The following is a 17,447-nucleotide window of genomic DNA, read 5'->3' on the forward strand; positions in this document are numbered from 1 at the left end:
ATTTAGAAAACATTATAAGGGATGATTGATTATCAATCAACCCTAAAACTTTCTATACAATCAATAGGATTTATTGCTTTTATAACAGCTAGAAAAAATTAGAGCTGCAACTGTTGTTGTCAATATAGCAAATAATATATTTATTTCATATTTGATGTACTTTCGTTATTTTATATCTGTTTTATTGCATTACCATCGGGAACAACCAATTGTCCTACAACTCTGCAACAGGTCGTCATTATACCAACTAACACTATTTTCAAAAATGTTCTCATATTTTATCCCCCACATTTCCTTTAGAACTATATATCTGAAGAAAAATTGATATTGTTTACTTTTATTTCTTCACTTCTTTCTACATTTGAAGAATAACCTATAATTATATTCTACGTTTGCGTATGTAATTGTCAATAGTTTCAATAAATATTTTCTTACCATGCAGTAGTTAATAGTATTACGTTTTAGATTGAACCAAAGGACTAATTTAAAATTATCCCGTATACACTATATACTCCTATGTTGATAAATACTATTCATTATGGTATTATTTGTCTAGTAATAATAAACCTTTGGATACGCTTTAATCTTGAAGTTGCATTTGTTATTATCAAGAAATAAATTTAGATATTTATGGAGATTTTAAGATGAGAATAATCAAGCTCTTTTTTATTATATTATTGATATGTTGTATTGGGGGATGTTCTGTTAAACCAACAGATGGACTCTATGATGTTACTAGCCTTCGGTTAGAGTTCGATAACTTTTCCTCCGAAGATAATGTACCTATAACAAACGTACTATTAGTTGTTAATGAGAATAGAACACATAGATTGTTTGTCGGAAAATATTTTGCATCATTTCAAAAACTAGATAATATAACCGATTGGAATGTTATGGATAACTCCATTAGCAATTACCTCGGATGGTACGCTGGAGGCGGTGTGATAATCTCATTAATTAAAGAAAAAAATGAGTATTGTGTATATGAAAAATATGTAGAAGAAGGTATGGATAACAGTCTGAGTCCATTTATAAAAGCTGCATCAATAACTGTTAACAATCCTTCTGTAAAATTACTTGATGCCATGCAAAATAAAGTCGATACAGATGAATCAGGTAATGCAATTTTCAAAGATGAAGTTGATATAACTGAATCAAATTGGATGAACCATCCAAAAATAGTTGAAATTAGGGCAATATATAATGCTATAGAAAAATCCTTGAAGTCTGAACAATTAACTGTAACGAATAAGAATACGACAAATAATTTATCACTTTCAAAAGATATTATAATATATAAGGATGCAAATCAAAAGACTAGAAAGTATACTGAACAAGGTGGATCAGATGATTCGGCTTATACAACAAGTTATTATTATGACGATCTCAACAATCTTCGCTTCGTTTTTCTAGAATTAGGAGCAACTAATGGTACTAATGCCGAATACAGATTATACTATGATAAGGAAGGAAATAAGATTTGGGAACATAGTAAGCTGTTGGACGGACCTGGTTATCCTTTTAATGTTGATGATTATATTTCGTTTCCTGTGACCAAATAAATACTTTATGTATGGGTAAAATAGAACAAATTTCATAGGAATACACATTATAGGTTTAACTTAATACTATACTACTTATAATATCGAAACATAAAAAAGAGGGCAATATAATTGCCCCAAAAGTATTCATATTAATATCCTATTACATAAAAATGTACTGGTTAATTGGAGAACTGATCTAAAAGTATTACCCTTTAATTGATAATGGATACTAAATTTTAGCTTTCAATTTTCACAACAGCTTTTACTATATCTTCTTTATTTTTAACACTTAAATCCATTGCATTTTGAATATCATCAAAATCAAATATGTTTGTTACGATACCTTTTAAATTAACCTTGCCATTTGCGACAGCTTCAATCGCCATTGGATAAATGTGTCTATAGCGAAAAACTGTTTTAAATGTTAATTCTTTATCTATAGCAAGACTCATAGGCATGTTCATCATTCCTGTTTTTCCATAACCTAAGAGTACAATTGTTGCACCTTTTTTTGTCATCTGTACAGACTGATGAGTTGTCAATTCTGTCCCAGCAGTCTCAATAACTAAATCACATCCCAAACCGCCTGTCAATTCGAGAATTGCTTGAACTACATCTTTTTCCTTGGCATTAATAATGTCTGTGGCACCTAGCTCTAAAGCTTTATTTAATCGTTTCTCCATAATGTCCACTACATAAACTTTAGAGACACCTTCAGCAATTAATGCCATCATAGATACTAATCCTATACAACCAGCACCCAAAACTACTGCTGTTTGACCAGCATGGGCACCACCTTGATTTGCTGCATGGAATCCAACAGCTAAAGGTTCAATCAGCGCTCCTTCTAAGGTACTAACATTATCAGGAAGTTTAAAACAAAGCTGTTCTTTATGAGCAACATATTCCTGAAAAACACCATCTACAGGAGGAGTTGCAAAAAAGACAACATCTGGGCAAAGATTATATCTACCAGTTTTACAAAATTCACACCTTCCACAAGTTTTTCCTGGTTCAAGAGCAACTCTATCACCAACTTTTAGTGTTTTTACATTTTTTCCTACTTCAACCACAGTTCCTCCAGGCTCATGACCTAATACAAAAGGTGGATTTACAACAATATCTCCAATAGAACCTGTTTCATAAAAATGCAAATCTGAACCACATATCCCCACATACTCTAGTTTAACTAGTACAGAATCATCTTCAACATTTGGAATATTTCTTTCAATAAAATCCATTTTACCAACATCGGTCATTACCGCTACTTTCATTTTCCCTTTCATTACAATGCCTCCAATCTTTTTAATAAAAGAATAATATGTTTTTAAATAGTTTTATCTATTTTAATATAAATTATAGTTTTCAATTTCGTATAAATCTTTTGTTCTCTCATAAAGTTGTTTAAACACTTGATATACTTCACGATATTTTAAAACATTTTGTTCTTGAGGGTAATAAATTTTCTCATCGAATTTAACATACTGATCACAAGCCTGTTTTACATTTTTATAAATTCCCGTTCCAACACCTGCCATAATACATGCCCCTAGACATGCCTGTTCTTTTACCCGACATACCCTAACTTCACTCTCAAAAATATCTGCCTGAATCTGTAACCATACAGGACTTGTTGAACCTCCACCGGATGCAATAATTCTATCTCCTTTAATTCCTATTTCTTTAAATATTTCTAAAGAATCTTTTAAGCTGAATGTAACACCTTCCATAACCGCTCTTATAAAATGTCTTCGGTCCTGACCTAGACTCAATCCAAAAAACATCCCTTTTGCTTTTGGATCCATATGTGGTGTTCTCTCCCCTGATAAATAAGGAAGATAAATTAAACCTTTGCTACATAATTCCGCTTCCTCTGCCATTTCACTCATAAGGTTAAAATCATCCACATTTAAAACCTTATTTTTTAACCAATTTAGTGACATTCCACTACATAAAGCGGCTCCAAAAATTGTATTTGCATGGTCGATAGCATGGCAAAATGTATGTGTTCTTAACTTGGAATCATATTTGTCTTCTTTTATATAAGTTGAGATTTGCCCGCCTGTACCTATGTTAGAAACAATTAAACCTTCCTTCACCACACCATTTCCTATGCTTTGTGCTGGTTGATCGCCAGAACCGTATATAACAGGAATTCCAGCCTTTAGACCTGTTTGTCTAGCACATTCCTCCGTAATTACTCCGGCAATTTCTGTTGATTCATGACACTCTGGGAATATCCCTTTTGGAATTTTAAATCTTTGCAAAATATCCCAAGCCCAGTCTCTTTTTCCTACATCAAATACCATAGAAGCAGATGCATCGGAAGCATCCGTACCGAATCGACCTATCATCTTGAATCGAATATAGTCTTTTGGATGAAGTATTGTATGTATCTGAGAAAATATGCTTGGTTCATTCTCTTTAACCCATAATAAAGATGAAAATGTACATCCAGTAAATACTCTATTATGCATTACTCTTCCCATTTCAGCTAAATCTATTTTGGAACTTATTTCAGCCAATTGATCGTTTGAACGCTGATCCAACCAAATAATTGCTGGTCTTAATGGTTTTCCCTCAGAATCAGTAACAACTAATCCATGCATTTGTCCTGAAAAACCAATTGCTACTATGGAATCAAATTCTTCTTTATGTCCATTTTTTAATATTTGTAATGTAGATATAGTCGCATCCCACCACATTTGCGGGGCTTGTTCTGCATGATTCACTTTCGGTATACTTACCTCATAGCTTTTTGTAATAACATCTATCACACCTTTATCAACATCCAATAACATTGATTTTACACTGGATGTACCCAAATCTATTCCTAAGATAACTTGCATGATATTCTCCTTTTTCGCCTCTGTTATTGAGTAGTAACATTATATTATTGATAATACAGATCACATAATCAACTTTAAACTGTATTTTTCCTAGCCGATGTAAAAGTTTGAAGTAAAGTTGATGCAATAATAATAATTCCTTTAATAATATCTTGCGGATAGGATGGTACTGAAAGTAAATTCATAATATTTCCAATTAGTGCTAATACTAGTACACCTACCACTATTTTAACTGCCGAACCTTGCCCACCTGAAAGGCTAGCACCACCAATTACACAAGCAGCAATTGCATCTAACTCCATACCAGTACCATATAAAGGTGTACCAATTCCTGTACGTGAAGCAACTATAATCCCACCTACCGCTGAACATACACCTGCAATGGCATATACCGCCATTTTATTCAAGTCTACTCTTATTCCAGATAAGTGTACTGCTTTTTCATTACTTCCAATGGCAACAACAATTCTTCCAAAAGATGTATAATTAATAATAAAGAAAAACATAATAATAAAGATTCCTGCAATAACAACTATAGTAGGAACTCCAAATATAGCACTTTTTCCAAGTAATTGGATAGAATTCTTAGGTGTTTTGATTGGAGAACCATCTGAAATAACAAATGCTGCTCCTCTTGCCATTGTCATCATAGCCAATGTAACAATAAAAGGCGGCATCTTTAACTTCGATACTAAAAAACCTGAAAATATTCCTCCACCAAAACCAATCAAGATGGTAATGATTATAGACGGAATCATTCCTATCCCACTTTTAAGACTAAGTGCCATCGTAACGCTTCCTAAAGCCACAATAGAACCTACAGACAGATCAATTCCTCCTGTCAAAATTACAATCAGCATTCCTAAACTTACAATTGTCAAACCTGCATATTGTCTACCTATATTCGTAATATTTGTTATTGTAAAAAAAGATGGAGAAATTAACATACACACGATTACTACTATAACTAAAATTAAATAAGTGTTATACTTTTTAATAAAATCAACAATACTTCTATTATTCATTTTTTCACTCTCCTACACATAGTTTCATAATATTCACTTCATTCAAGTCAGATTTAGAGAGTTCGCCTGTAATATGCCCCTGTTTCATTACATAAACACGATCACTCATATGAATGATTTCTTCCAATTCAGACGAAATCATAATAATAGCAACTCCAGCTTCTGCTAATTGATTAATAGCTTTATAAATCTCAGCTTTTGCTCCAACATCTACACCTCTCGTAGGTTCATCTAAAATAATCAGTTCACAGTCTGCAGCCAACCATTTTGCCAATGCAACCTTTTGTTGATTTCCACCACTCAAGCTATCAACAGGATCATCAATTTTTCCATATTTTGCTTCTAATTCCTTCAATAAACTAGCAGCAAATTCAGCATCTTTTTTATGATTGATTATACCACTCGTCGTTATTTTTTTTAGAGATGTTAATGTTACATTTTGACTAATTGGCATTTCTACTAAAACTCCTTGTTGCTTCCTATCTTCAGGTAATAAACCAATTTTATTTTTTACTGCATCATAAGGAGATTTAAATTCAACTTCTCTTTCATTATATAAAACAATTCCTTCTTTACGCTTGTCAGCTCCATAAATAACTCTCATTGTTTCTGTTCTTCCAGCACCAACTAAGCCACTAAAACCAACAACCTCTCCTTTTTTAACATTAAATGATACATTCTGTACCATGTTTCCCCTATTTAAGTTTTTTACCTCTAATATATTTTCACCAATTTTTGCATTTCTTTTTGGAAAGAGCGTGGATAATTCTCTTCCTACCATTTTTTCAATCAAACCTTTTTTATCTATTTCATTAGTACCATAATTTCCTACAAAACAACCATCTTTCATAACAGTAATAGAATTACACAACTGGAATATTTCATCTAGCCTATGAGATATATATACAATTGCAATTCCTTGATTCTTCAGCTTTCGCAATAATTTAAAAAGTTTTTCTATCTCACTAAAAGTTAAGACTGCTGATGGTTCATCTAAAACTAAAATCTTGGCATTCCTTGAAAGAGATTTACATATCTCCACAACCTGTTGTTAAGCTACTGGAAGTTCCATAACAAGGCTATTAGGATTAATGTCATCAAAACCCAATTCTTGAAGGAGTTTTTTGGCATTCTTTCTAAGTTTCTTCTGATTAACAAACATACCTTTTTCAGAAAGTTTGTCAATAAAAATATTTTCAGCTACTGTCAAATGAGGAGCTAACATAAACTCTTGGTAAATAACAGATATTCCAAGTTTTCTACTTGCTTTTGGAGTATTTATCTTTCTAATTTGGCCATCAATTTTTATAGTCCCACTATCTGGAATATGTGCACCAGCTAATATTTTCATTAAGGTAGATTTTCCTGCCCCATTTTCACCAATTAAAGCATGGATTTCTCCACTCTTAAGATAGAATCTCATATTACTTAATGCTTTTATACCGTTGAAATTCTTCGAAATGTTGTCCATTTCAACAAGATATTTATTATCCAACTTAATTCACCTCCGATATCCTATTATATGATTTTATTAATAAGATTCATAAACAACCTAGTATTATAAAGATAAGAGGTTGTTTATGAATTGATTAAATACCTTTGTACTCTATACTAAAAAGTTGCATCTGCATCATAGTATTCTTCAGCATTTTCAATAGTTATACATGCAGCATCAGTATAAACGATTTTTTCATATGATTTAGGATCAGTACCATCAATAAGAACTTCGGCAGCTACATCAATCCCTTTTGCGGCTACTAAAACTGGATCATTTAATCCTGTGGCTTTATACGAGGAACCGTCCATAATTGCTTCTAAAGCACCTTTCATAGCATCTGCAGCAGCAAAAATTTGAATTTGGTCCAGCTTGTCAGCTGCTTCAATGGCTCCCATAGCACCAATTAACATACTGTCATTTTCACCCATAACACAGTTGATATCTGGGTTTGCAACCATAATATCTTCCATTTCAGGAAGACCACCTTCGATTGACCAGCCCCCCCAGCCTTGTGCTACAACTTCAAAATTAGCATCTTGATTAAGTGCTTTACCCTGTTTAACCAATTGTTGTTCAAATTCTTCTGCAAATTTTCTTGCTTCTGTTTCTGTACATCCTATTCTACCTTCAATAACACCTGTAAATAATCCTAATCTTCTATCGAGTCCACCAGGATTCCCTTTATTTCCGCTTAGTAACCCAGTTGAAATCAATTCATCTACATCATATTGCTTAGCAGCATACAACCCAACTAATCTACCATTTCCATAGCTTGGAGAAGCTATATTTGTTACAACCTTTGCATCTTCAGCAACATGACTATCAATTCCAATAACAGGAATCCCTGCTTCACTTGCCGCATTAATACTTGCTGTAGCAGCTTCTGTATCAACAACATTAATAAAAATCATATCATATTTAAGTGATACAAATGTTTCCATATTTTTTTGTTCATTTTCTATACTGTTTTTTGCATTAAGTACAGTAACTTCCCATCCTTTAGCCTCTCCTGCTTCAACTAATCCCTCTGCTAATGCTTTTTGATATTCGTTTTCCAACGTTTTCTGTGCAAAACCAATTTTAATTTTTTTATTGGTTGATGTTTTTGATTCTGTACTTTCAACTTTTGACTCTTCCCCTCCTTTTTCATTCTCTTTACTTTCTTTTGTACACCCCACCATTATTACTACAAACAAACATAGTACCATTAAAATAGCTCCAACTTTTTTCATATTATCCCTCCATTTATTTTATTGATTTTATTAATTAATTGAATTAATCAATAAACAGATTATAGCATTAGTATTTTAATCTGTCAACATATCATTGTATATTTTTCTAAGTTTAAAAAAGTCGAATTTAAAAACATCAGTAAAAATGACGAAAAAAAAACGATTAATTAATGCTTTGCATATAATTTTCACTAAATGACATTATTTTATTAGATTTTAATAATAGTATAGACATGACTACCACCAATTAAACTTATAAGAAAGTATATAAAAAGTTTAAATATAACCCCAAAATAGAATGTTCCAAGAACCCAGTAAATAGGCAAAAATAAAACACCCATAACTCAGCAAAATAAGTTTGCATTTGAGATATAAGTGTATCATTAATTTTTAACAATCATTAAACTTGTGACCCAACAAAATCTAAAGGGTTTCTAAATATTTCGTTAATGGCTACTATTCCTGCTCCATGTAAAATAGAATTGGGTATATTACTTATTCCTATTTTTAAATCATTGTAGAGTTCAGGTATAATTTTCTCTTTTACTGTTTGATTAATCGTATCCAGCATCAATTTAGGATTAATATTAACCATATCATCACCAATAATAATAGTGTCTGGATTAAAACTATTAATCATATTCACTATACCAATACCTAAGTATTCACATGCTTTTTTATATTGATTTAAACAAATTGAATTTCCTTCTTTTGCAAGCTGTTCAATTTGTTTGAATCTTAGTTTTTGACCTAATTCTTCATTTACAGCATTTGTAAAAGCTATTGATGAACAATACTTTTCTAGACATCCTCTATTTCCGCATTCACATTTATGTCCATCAAATTTAATACTAGTATGTCCAATTTCTCCTGCGAATCCAAAAGTACCCTTAAGAAGTTTTTGATTAATTAGTATTCCTGCCCCTATCCCTTGCCCTGCAGCAATATAAATTAGTCCTACACTTTTTATTATATCTTTTGAATGCCATAATTCCGCATATGCTCCTGAGTTGGCATCATGTTCTAAAAATACTGGAATATGAAATATATTTTCTAATTCTTTTTCTATTAAAATATTCTGCCATCCCGGCACTTCCGTCATCAAAACGATCCTTCCTTCTTTTTTCATAAACGGACCAGGAATAGCAACTCCTATAGCCAGGACTTTACAATTATCATTTTCTTTAATAATTGCACTTATTGTTTGTGTGATATTTTCAAAGATTATTTTTGGATCAATGTTAAAGTCCGTTTCTACAGTTTTTGATAGATAAAGTTTATCAGTTAAATCAAATAAACCAACTGTATAATTTTTTCTTGTTAATCTAACTCCAATCACTCGATAGTTATCTGTATTAATAGCAATACCTATAGCCCTACGTCCCTTATTACCATATAAAAATCCAACTTCTTTTACTAATCCCCAATTAATAAAATCATTAATAATATTAGTAACTGTAGCTTGTTTCAGACCAGTTCGATTGGAAAGATTTACTCTTGAACAGACTCCTTCTTCTCTTAATAGACTAATGACCAAAGAGCGGTTCACTTCTTGTATTTTATCTTGGTTAATACCTGTATTCAATATATTCATTTTCCCCCTCCTTTATTATAACTTAGAGTAAAGTTTCACACTAATATTTTTGATTAATACTTTCTTATATCAAGGGGTACAAATTTTTCAAAAATAAATGGCCCCTCAATCTCTTATCTCACTAAAATAAATGGGAGGCAGGATGCTATTGTGGATTTAAGCATAACATATTTTATTATTATAATCAATACTTGCTCCAATTACCCAATATGATAAATCCAATTGTGAATTACTACCTTTATCACATCCTCAAGAGTTTTTCAAGTGCTTTACGCCTATTGCAACTTAAAGCCATGTATGTACATCTTCTCGTTCAGATTCTTCATATTCATGTATTTTTTGAGGTGGAAAATATATATTAACCAATTATTATTAAAAATTGGGAATTGTCCAAATTATTTTCGTCACCAAAAGTTTTGATATATTCTTTTAACATACAAACTAATTATTAAAAATAGACTGCATATTTTTTCCTACTGCTTTTAGCAGTTCTTGTGGCAGTTTTTCTACTTGTTCACCAATCATTACTCCACGTGATTGTTTGCAACCTTCATTCCATACGAAATTAAAGATTTTTTCATTTGTTTTACTATTTTTACCTATTTGAAATGCATAGACTTGAACATTTTTAGATAATAATTCTTGTACAGCTTCTTTTGCTGATCCTGGAAAACTTGATGCACCATCAGTCATTTCAAAGACTATCTTTATTTGTTTCCCCTTTTTTAGTTCATTTTCCTGTATGGACGTTATTGCATTGGATATTTCTCTAAGACAACTTGCATCATCTGTTGCTCCATATGTTGCATCTAGCTTTACGATTGAGCGAATTATGTCGCTTTTTTCTTTTTCCTTCACATTTTTATCATTAAACTCTTTAATATTATAATACTTACTACCAAAAAACCAGGTTTCGCTTAAGACTTCTACTTTTTGATTCAATTGTTCTGCATTGCTTTTCAAATATCGATTAAAATCATCTATTGACAGTAAGGTCACTGCCAAAGCTTTTCTTGCAGCCTCAATTTTTGAGGCATTCATTGATCCTGAATTGTCTATCACAAAAGAAATTTCTATTCTTTTAGGTAATATATTGGTTTGGGACTCTAGTAAATATCTATTAAAAATTGGTAGATTTTTGTAGTTTCCCTTGTTCTCAGCTTCTATAAAATCTGGATAAGAGTTAATAAAACTATCCAAATCTAGTTTTCCCTTAATTTCACCATCCTTTTTTATACTTATTTCTTTTTTTGCATCTCCTATCAATTTTTTCCAGAATTGACGCATTTGTTCTCTTTCTGATTTCATTTTATTTGAATAAAATTGAAACAATTGTTGATCTGCTTGGCTAATCCCATAAGGTACTAAATCTATCTCATTTTGTATCATATTTTGTGCACTCGTACTTATATCTAACATTTCTTCTAGAATCTTTTTCTCTTCTTCCTGAGTAGATTCTAATGAATCTGGTATCTCATCTACTTTTGATTGTTCAAAGGGGTTTTTACTTCCTTTGACTTGTTCTTTTTCCTGTCCTTTTGATTCATAGAATTCCATTTGATCAATTTCTTCCTTCCACAATTGCTCAAAAGTTGGAAAGATAAAAGAACGAATGAATGGATCTCTTTCTATAATTCCTTGACCATTATTTATCTGTCTAATTAATTGATAATGAATAAAGTCAAAAAAAGGCTGATTGAAAATTTTTCTATCAAAGGGATTTTTAATGCATTCTTCTATTTTAGGCTCTATCTTATATAATTCAATAATTAAGAAACTGTTTGCAAAAGCTCTATGTTTAGGCATTTGAGAAATTGACTCCATGTTCTTACCTGTTTGTTTCATATATGAAATAATTTTTCCGAAATTTTCTTCATCTCTGTATATAGGGCACAATTGTAAAACTCTCAGAAATGATGTTAGCTTATCCAATAGATGTAACAAGTCAAGAATTTCTTTTATTACATAATTGGATATAATTTTAGGTTGATATGCGCTATCTTTTCCCAGTCCTTCTTTTTTTATCCTAGCTAGAATATAGCTTGTCATGCGATCAATTTCTTTCTGCCAATCTTTTTTTCTATTGAGATATTTTCTAGTTTGTTGTTTCCAATCAGGATATAAGGCTAGCTCATAGTAGATATGCCACATAATTTGATTGTCATCTAATTTTCTATCCAAAAAACTTTCCAAAGGCAAGTACAACACTCCTTTGGAAGGATCAAAAAGAAACCTTTGTAATTTTGAATCAGGAATATACATTAAACTAGAATCTCCTGTAAATGTGGCTAATGAGCGTTGTTCTTTTTGCAAAAATTCTTCGCATTGTTTTTTAGATTCTTCTACTAGAGTTTGTTCATCAAAATTAAACATATTCATCACCTCCTATTGATACAGTGGCAGATCCCACAAGTCTTTTGGTGTATCAATTCGGTCAATGTCTAACAGGTTTAATTTACCTTCTACATCCATAATCAAATATTTTGAGATGTCTAATTTTAAGACATTTGTGAAAAAGATATCTTTTATTGTAGCTTTTTCATTTAGATACCACTTCCCAAAATTCTCTTCAAATAAGTATATAATTCCATCTTCACTTAAAACTACTGCTGTACCTTTTTTAGATTGAACGTCAAACAAATTACCTTTTAAATCATTAACCTCTGTTTTAATATTTTTTTCATCTCCATATAAAGAAAATATCTTAAGCTGCCCTTTGTTACCTATTACTATAACAGAATTCTTTTTACCATTTTCATCCTCTAAACATCTAATTTGTCTTATTTCATCATCTAGAAAATCTTTTTTTTCTGTAATAGTAAGTTGTCCGTTCTCATATTTGATAAAATATAATTGCCCAATCTTCGTTCCAACTACAAAATAATCATCTTTAATTTTTTCCAACGCAGTCCAATTTTGAATAGTGCAATATATATCTTTATAAAAAACGAAATGATATTCATCATTTTGTTTTATTATTTCACATAAGTTTAGTTTTTCATCTCCATTTTCTACTACAAATAAACCATTACTAATTACTAAGCATCTTCCAATTCCATTAAAATCATAATCTGTTTGAATCTTTTTAACTTTAATCTGTCCGTTGACATCAGGTATTTGATCAAAATTATCACTGGAAAGTAGATAACATCCTCCTCTCACTCCACAAAGCAAAATTTCTTTATCATTTAATTTATACATAAATGAAATTGTCTCTTTTATTTCTTTAATAGGAGTACTCCACTCTACTTCAATTGGATTACGATTAGAACCGCCTGTAATATCTATATAAAAAAACTGAGTTTTTCTATCTATACTACTAGTAACAAAAAGATTTTCATTAATTCTCAATGTCGTTTGTAAAAAACTATCAAAACTAAAAGCTCCCAATCGTTTTATAGGACTTATTTGTATTAAAGTTTTCTTAATAGTATTTGCATAAACTCGGTAATACGGAATTAAGTCCGTCAATAATTCTTCCTCTACTTGCGAAAGTTTGTCAAGTTGTTCTTCGAAATCATCATCCAAAATTCCATTTGTTTGGCATTTATTCAGTTTTTCTCTTAAATCTTTAACTTGACTCTTAAAGTCCTTTCTGTCTACTGACAAATTTATTTTCATTTTTGTCCTCCATTATCCTCTAAGTATTCAAGTAAATCTTTTGAATGCTCTAAATGAGATAATTTTTGGTCTAGTTTTTGATATTTTTTTGCATCAATTAGCAATGAATCATCCATATACGCTTCAAAAGTTTCTTTTAATCCTTCTGGCATAATTTTTCTGGAAGTTCCTTTTCCAAATAACAGATGAACGACATCTAAATAACTTAAAGTATCTATTGATGGTCGAACATAGTGATATGGACGAGTACGAATTTCTTCATATGTTGTAGTTGCTTCTCCTATTCCCTTTGTCTCAATCTTCCATCCTTCTGATATAGGAAAAAATCCAAAACGCACCGCTTGTGATAGGATATAGTTTTGATCGTCAGGATAAGTAATTGAACTAATAAAACCATCCCACATAGCTTTACTCAAGTCTTTTTCTTCACCTTGATTCCAATTATCTAAAACATGTAAGATATTACGGATTGATAATACAGATTCTCTCAACTCTAGTTCATCCATTCCAGACTCTTTTTGAACTTCATTGTCTTTCCACTTACCCATAAAAACATTCTGAGTTACCCTACACAATTGAGAAAAGCGAAATAATTCTTCTAATGTCCTTTTAGAATCAGGAACGTGAATATTACCATTTTTGTCAGCTAATCGTGCTATTATGACTCTAAAAAGTTCATTTTTTTCTGGGAACTCTTGATCTTCTAATGAACCAGTTATCATTTGGGGTATATAATTGTATTCAAGGGTTACAAAACGTGATTTAAAAGCTGGATTCAGCTCATTTGTTCCTTCATAATTAACCATTTGAGTTGACAAATTCCCTGTACCAATAAATCCAAATCCAGGTTTAATTAAAACAGGACCAACTCCTGTAATGTAAGCTCTACTTCCCGCATGACGTTGCAAGATATCATTTAAAGCAATTAAGTTTTGCATTGCAATTGTATTTAATTCATCTACGATTACAGGGCGACCTTCTTTTACTGCAATCAAAATTTCCCTTTCTATTTTTTTGATTTCAGTACCAAAAGCACTGTTGCTTGCTACTAATAAATCGGAAAAACTTTTCCATATTTGAATCTTAAGCTGCAACTGCTCTTCATCAGTCATCCTCTCTAGTCTTTCTTTGTGTTCATCCATCCACTCATAAAAGTCTTCTATAATCATATTCAAATAATCTGAATAAGACCTTTGTGAAAAACTATTTTCGAGAGACAAAGTTTTCTCTACAAACATATCTTCGTAAGTTAAATTATGTGAACCAGATATAAATAGTGGTTGTAAAGATTCTATTTCCTCTTTTTTTCCATTCATTAAAATATTTTTATAGTAAAGATTTCTTTCTTCATTAAATTCTCTAAATTTTTGAATAGCGTCATCTTCTGTCACATTAGTATTTGTAGAAAACCAATCTTCCATTTTAACTTCTAATTCTCTTTGTATTTTATTTTGAACAGCAAAATCTATGGCTGCTTCAGTTGCTAATTGTGTTTTACCACTTCCTAAATGTCCAACAATATATACAGGGACACCTAAATTCAACGAATCTATTACCTTTTGTTTTGCTTCAGCTACATAAGGGACAGTTACCAAACGCTGTTGATGTTGGGTTTCTATATCGCATGTCAATTGGCGTTTATAATAAAATTCCCATGCTTCTGGTGAATTTTCTAGGATTTTCTCTAGCTCTTTTTGCAATTTTTCTATACAATCAACACGATATCTGGTAGCTGAATTACTCCTATAATGACTGTAATTATTACTTTCGCTATTGACCCTCCTCTCCCAACGAAGAAAAAACTTTTCGTATTGGATTAAATTTTCAATTTCTTGTATCTTTTCACCCTTGTTTACTGTTTCTTCTTCTACATAGGCTTTATATTTTTTGTAATAAATACTATTTCTTTTAGAATCAGGAGGAATTTTATGATTCCTTTCTTCAAATTTTCTAAAATGTTTAAAAAATAATCCTTGATCTTCTATTTTTTTGTTATTCTCATATTCTGATGATTTAAAGGCTCTTCCACGCAAATCATCTTCATACCAACTTTGCATTTCTTCCATAGTAGGAATATAAGTTTGGTTAAGATTTTTTTGTTCTTTCACAGAAGTTTCCTCCTTTGTATGTTATTCTCTTATATTATCAATATATCAAGTCCAATATGTGTCATAAAGAACTATAAATTAAAATCCCGATTTTAAATTCGGGATTTTAATCAAATTATCTTATGCTAAATGTAATTAAAAAACTCCATATTCTTTCAATAACTCTTCAATCTCTGTTCCTGCTAATTGTTTTAAAATTTTACGTTTAGCCAATGGAGGTAAATCAAGTTTTGGTTTTTCTCCGTCTAATAACATTGTACCTGCACTCAATAAATAACGAATATCATATCTCGAAGCAAATACCTCAGGAACTCCTTTTTCAACTCCAGTTAAAACATATACTGCTTCCATAGCTGTACGTCCTGAGTATTCGATAGTAAATACTGTATCACGTCCTGGATCATCCAATGTTTCTGCAAATTGTCCAAGAAAAGCAAAGTTTACTGCATTCTTTGGTACAACATAAGGACGATCACCAAATTCACGAGGCATAAACATAGATGTGATAAAAGGCATCATAACAGGAATTGCAGTACAACTTTCGGCTAATTCTTCGATTTGATCTGTAGGAACACCTATATGATATAACCATTCTTTTGTGATTTCCTTACCAGTACAATCTCTCATAGGTTTTTTAATGTAGTCTCCAGGAACATCAGAAAACAAACCATATACCCAAACAGCAACATCTTTTTCTGGTTGTCCATAATATTGTTCTTGACGATTTATTGTCCAACTCATCAACCATGAAGAGTCAAGAGCTGTAACGATACCGCCTGTTACAGTGCGTCCACCATATGGTGAACGTTTTGTTATCTTTTCAATATACTTAGGAACACGTTCATCATGGCAAGTTACTGTACAAGATTCCCAATTAGATTTTTCTGTATCTGTACAGAATTTATCTGGATTTCCAAATTCCTTTGATTGAGATGCTATATTTCTCCACAACTTCCAGCATCCTTCTGGTTTCTTGTTAAATGGAGCAGGAGTATTGTCATCACCATAACCAGAACCTTCAGTCATAGAACCATTAGTTATAAATACTAAGTCATGTTCTGTTAAGTCAATAGAAATATCTTTTCCATTTTTATCTGTTGCAACTATTTTCTTTGCAACTTTTTTATCCTCTGAAATTGAGAACTCAACGTTATCGACAGTGATTCCATATTCAAATTTAGCACCATGGTCTTCCAAATATTTAACCATAGGTTTTACAAATGAAGTGTATTGATCATGTCTTGAAAACTGTAAAGCTGAAAGATCTGGTAAACCTCCAACATGGTGGATGAAACGATTCATATATAATTTCATCTCTAAAGCACTGTGCCAATTTTCAAATGCAAACATTGTTCTCCAATATGTCCAAAAATCAGTATTTAAAAGCTCTTCAGAAAAAATATCTTCAATAGACTTATCTTGAAGTTCTTCATCTTTCATGTTTACAAAAGCAGCTAATTCTTTTGCCAAGTCTTGCCCTAAATTAAATTTTCCATTGTCATAGCGTTCACCTTGATTTTTAGTAATACGACAATTGCTAGAGTTTGGATCATCATAATTTGTATAATAAAAATGATCTAGCACAGTCATATTAGGATCTTCAGTAGATGGTAATGAACTAAATAAGCTCCATAGAACCTCAAAATGATGTCCCATTTCACGTCCTCCACGTGCTACATAACCCATATTCTGACGAACTTGACCATCTAATGATCCTCCAGGAATGTCTAATTGTTCCAAAAACGTAATCTTGCTACCATCCATATGAGCATCACGAATCAAAAAACAACCTGCTGCTAAAGCACCAATTCCTGTACCAATTAAATAAGCTTTTTTGTCTTCAATTCCTTTAGGCTTTCTTGCATTTACTAAAGAATGATAAGTTCCATTTGTAAGTGTTAATCTATCATCATGTGTTTTTAATTCCATTTTATCTCCTTCTTTCTTAATCTTTTAATAGCCTTCTAAATCCCAAT

At 31.4% G+C, this 17,447-nt stretch carries 12 protein-coding genes; 1 reads left to right on the plus strand and 11 read right to left on the minus strand.

Annotated elements, in window-relative coordinates:
* Nucleotides 1-644 precede the first annotated feature (644 nt).
* Nucleotides 645-1,562, plus strand: coding sequence for a hypothetical protein (locus tag AACQ14_RS04715; protein ID WP_339362422.1), 918 nt, complete (start codon nucleotides 645-647; stop codon nucleotides 1,560-1,562).
* A gap of 218 nt (nucleotides 1,563-1,780) precedes the next feature.
* On the opposite strand, the gene AACQ14_RS04720 is transcribed toward AACQ14_RS04715, so the two are convergent.
* From AACQ14_RS04720 to AACQ14_RS04770, 11 genes are all read right to left on the minus strand, one after another.
* Nucleotides 1,781-2,830, minus strand: coding sequence for an NAD(P)-dependent alcohol dehydrogenase (locus AACQ14_RS04720; RefSeq protein ID WP_339362423.1), 1,050 nt, complete (start codon nucleotides 2,828-2,830; stop codon nucleotides 1,781-1,783).
* A gap of 60 nt (nucleotides 2,831-2,890) precedes the next feature.
* Nucleotides 2,891-4,393, minus strand: coding sequence for a xylulokinase (xylB, locus tag AACQ14_RS04725; protein WP_339362424.1), 1,503 nt, complete (start codon nucleotides 4,391-4,393; stop codon nucleotides 2,891-2,893).
* Between the two features lie 74 nt (nucleotides 4,394-4,467).
* Nucleotides 4,468-5,418: an ABC transporter permease gene (locus AACQ14_RS04730; protein ID WP_339362425.1), complete on the minus strand. Its 951-nt coding sequence runs from the start codon at nucleotides 5,416-5,418 to the stop codon at nucleotides 4,468-4,470.
* A gap of 4 nt (nucleotides 5,419-5,422) precedes the next feature.
* Nucleotides 5,423-6,460: a sugar ABC transporter ATP-binding protein gene (locus AACQ14_RS04735; protein WP_339362426.1), complete on the minus strand. Its 1,038-nt coding sequence runs from the start codon at nucleotides 6,458-6,460 to the stop codon at nucleotides 5,423-5,425.
* 9 nt (nucleotides 6,461-6,469) lie between these two features.
* Nucleotides 6,470-6,913, minus strand: a complete 444-nt coding sequence (locus AACQ14_RS04740) for an ATP-binding cassette domain-containing protein (protein WP_339362427.1) — start codon at nucleotides 6,911-6,913, stop codon at nucleotides 6,470-6,472.
* Between the two features lie 116 nt (nucleotides 6,914-7,029).
* Nucleotides 7,030-8,148, minus strand: coding sequence for a substrate-binding domain-containing protein (locus AACQ14_RS04745; protein WP_339362428.1), 1,119 nt, complete (start codon nucleotides 8,146-8,148; stop codon nucleotides 7,030-7,032).
* A 400-nt stretch (nucleotides 8,149-8,548) separates the two neighbouring features.
* Entirely contained in the window at nucleotides 8,549-9,742 is a 1,194-nt protein-coding gene (locus AACQ14_RS04750; protein WP_339362429.1) for an ROK family protein, read from the minus strand.
* Between the two features lie 441 nt (nucleotides 9,743-10,183).
* Nucleotides 10,184-12,121, minus strand: a complete 1,938-nt coding sequence (locus AACQ14_RS04755) for a vWA domain-containing protein (RefSeq protein WP_339362430.1) — start codon at nucleotides 12,119-12,121, stop codon at nucleotides 10,184-10,186.
* Between the two features lie 6 nt (nucleotides 12,122-12,127).
* Nucleotides 12,128-13,363 (minus strand): hypothetical protein, encoded by a 1,236-nt coding sequence (locus tag AACQ14_RS04760; RefSeq protein ID WP_339362431.1) that lies wholly within the window; start codon nucleotides 13,361-13,363, stop codon nucleotides 12,128-12,130.
* The gene (locus AACQ14_RS04765) at nucleotides 13,360-15,471 is read right to left on the minus strand and encodes a hypothetical protein (RefSeq protein WP_339362432.1); all 2,112 of its coding nucleotides are present in this window, start codon (nucleotides 15,469-15,471) and stop codon (nucleotides 13,360-13,362) included. The genes AACQ14_RS04760 and AACQ14_RS04765 overlap by 4 nt, the downstream gene beginning before the upstream one ends.
* A 135-nt stretch (nucleotides 15,472-15,606) precedes the next feature.
* On the minus strand, nucleotides 15,607-17,400 hold the full coding sequence (locus AACQ14_RS04770) for an oleate hydratase (protein ID WP_339362433.1): 1,794 nt from the start codon (nucleotides 17,398-17,400) through the stop codon (nucleotides 15,607-15,609).
* Nucleotides 17,401-17,447 lie beyond the last annotated feature (47 nt).

The sequence above is a fragment of the Vallitalea maricola genome (assembly GCF_036985595.1).
Lineage (GTDB): Bacteria > Bacillota > Clostridia > Lachnospirales > Vallitaleaceae > Vallitalea > Vallitalea maricola.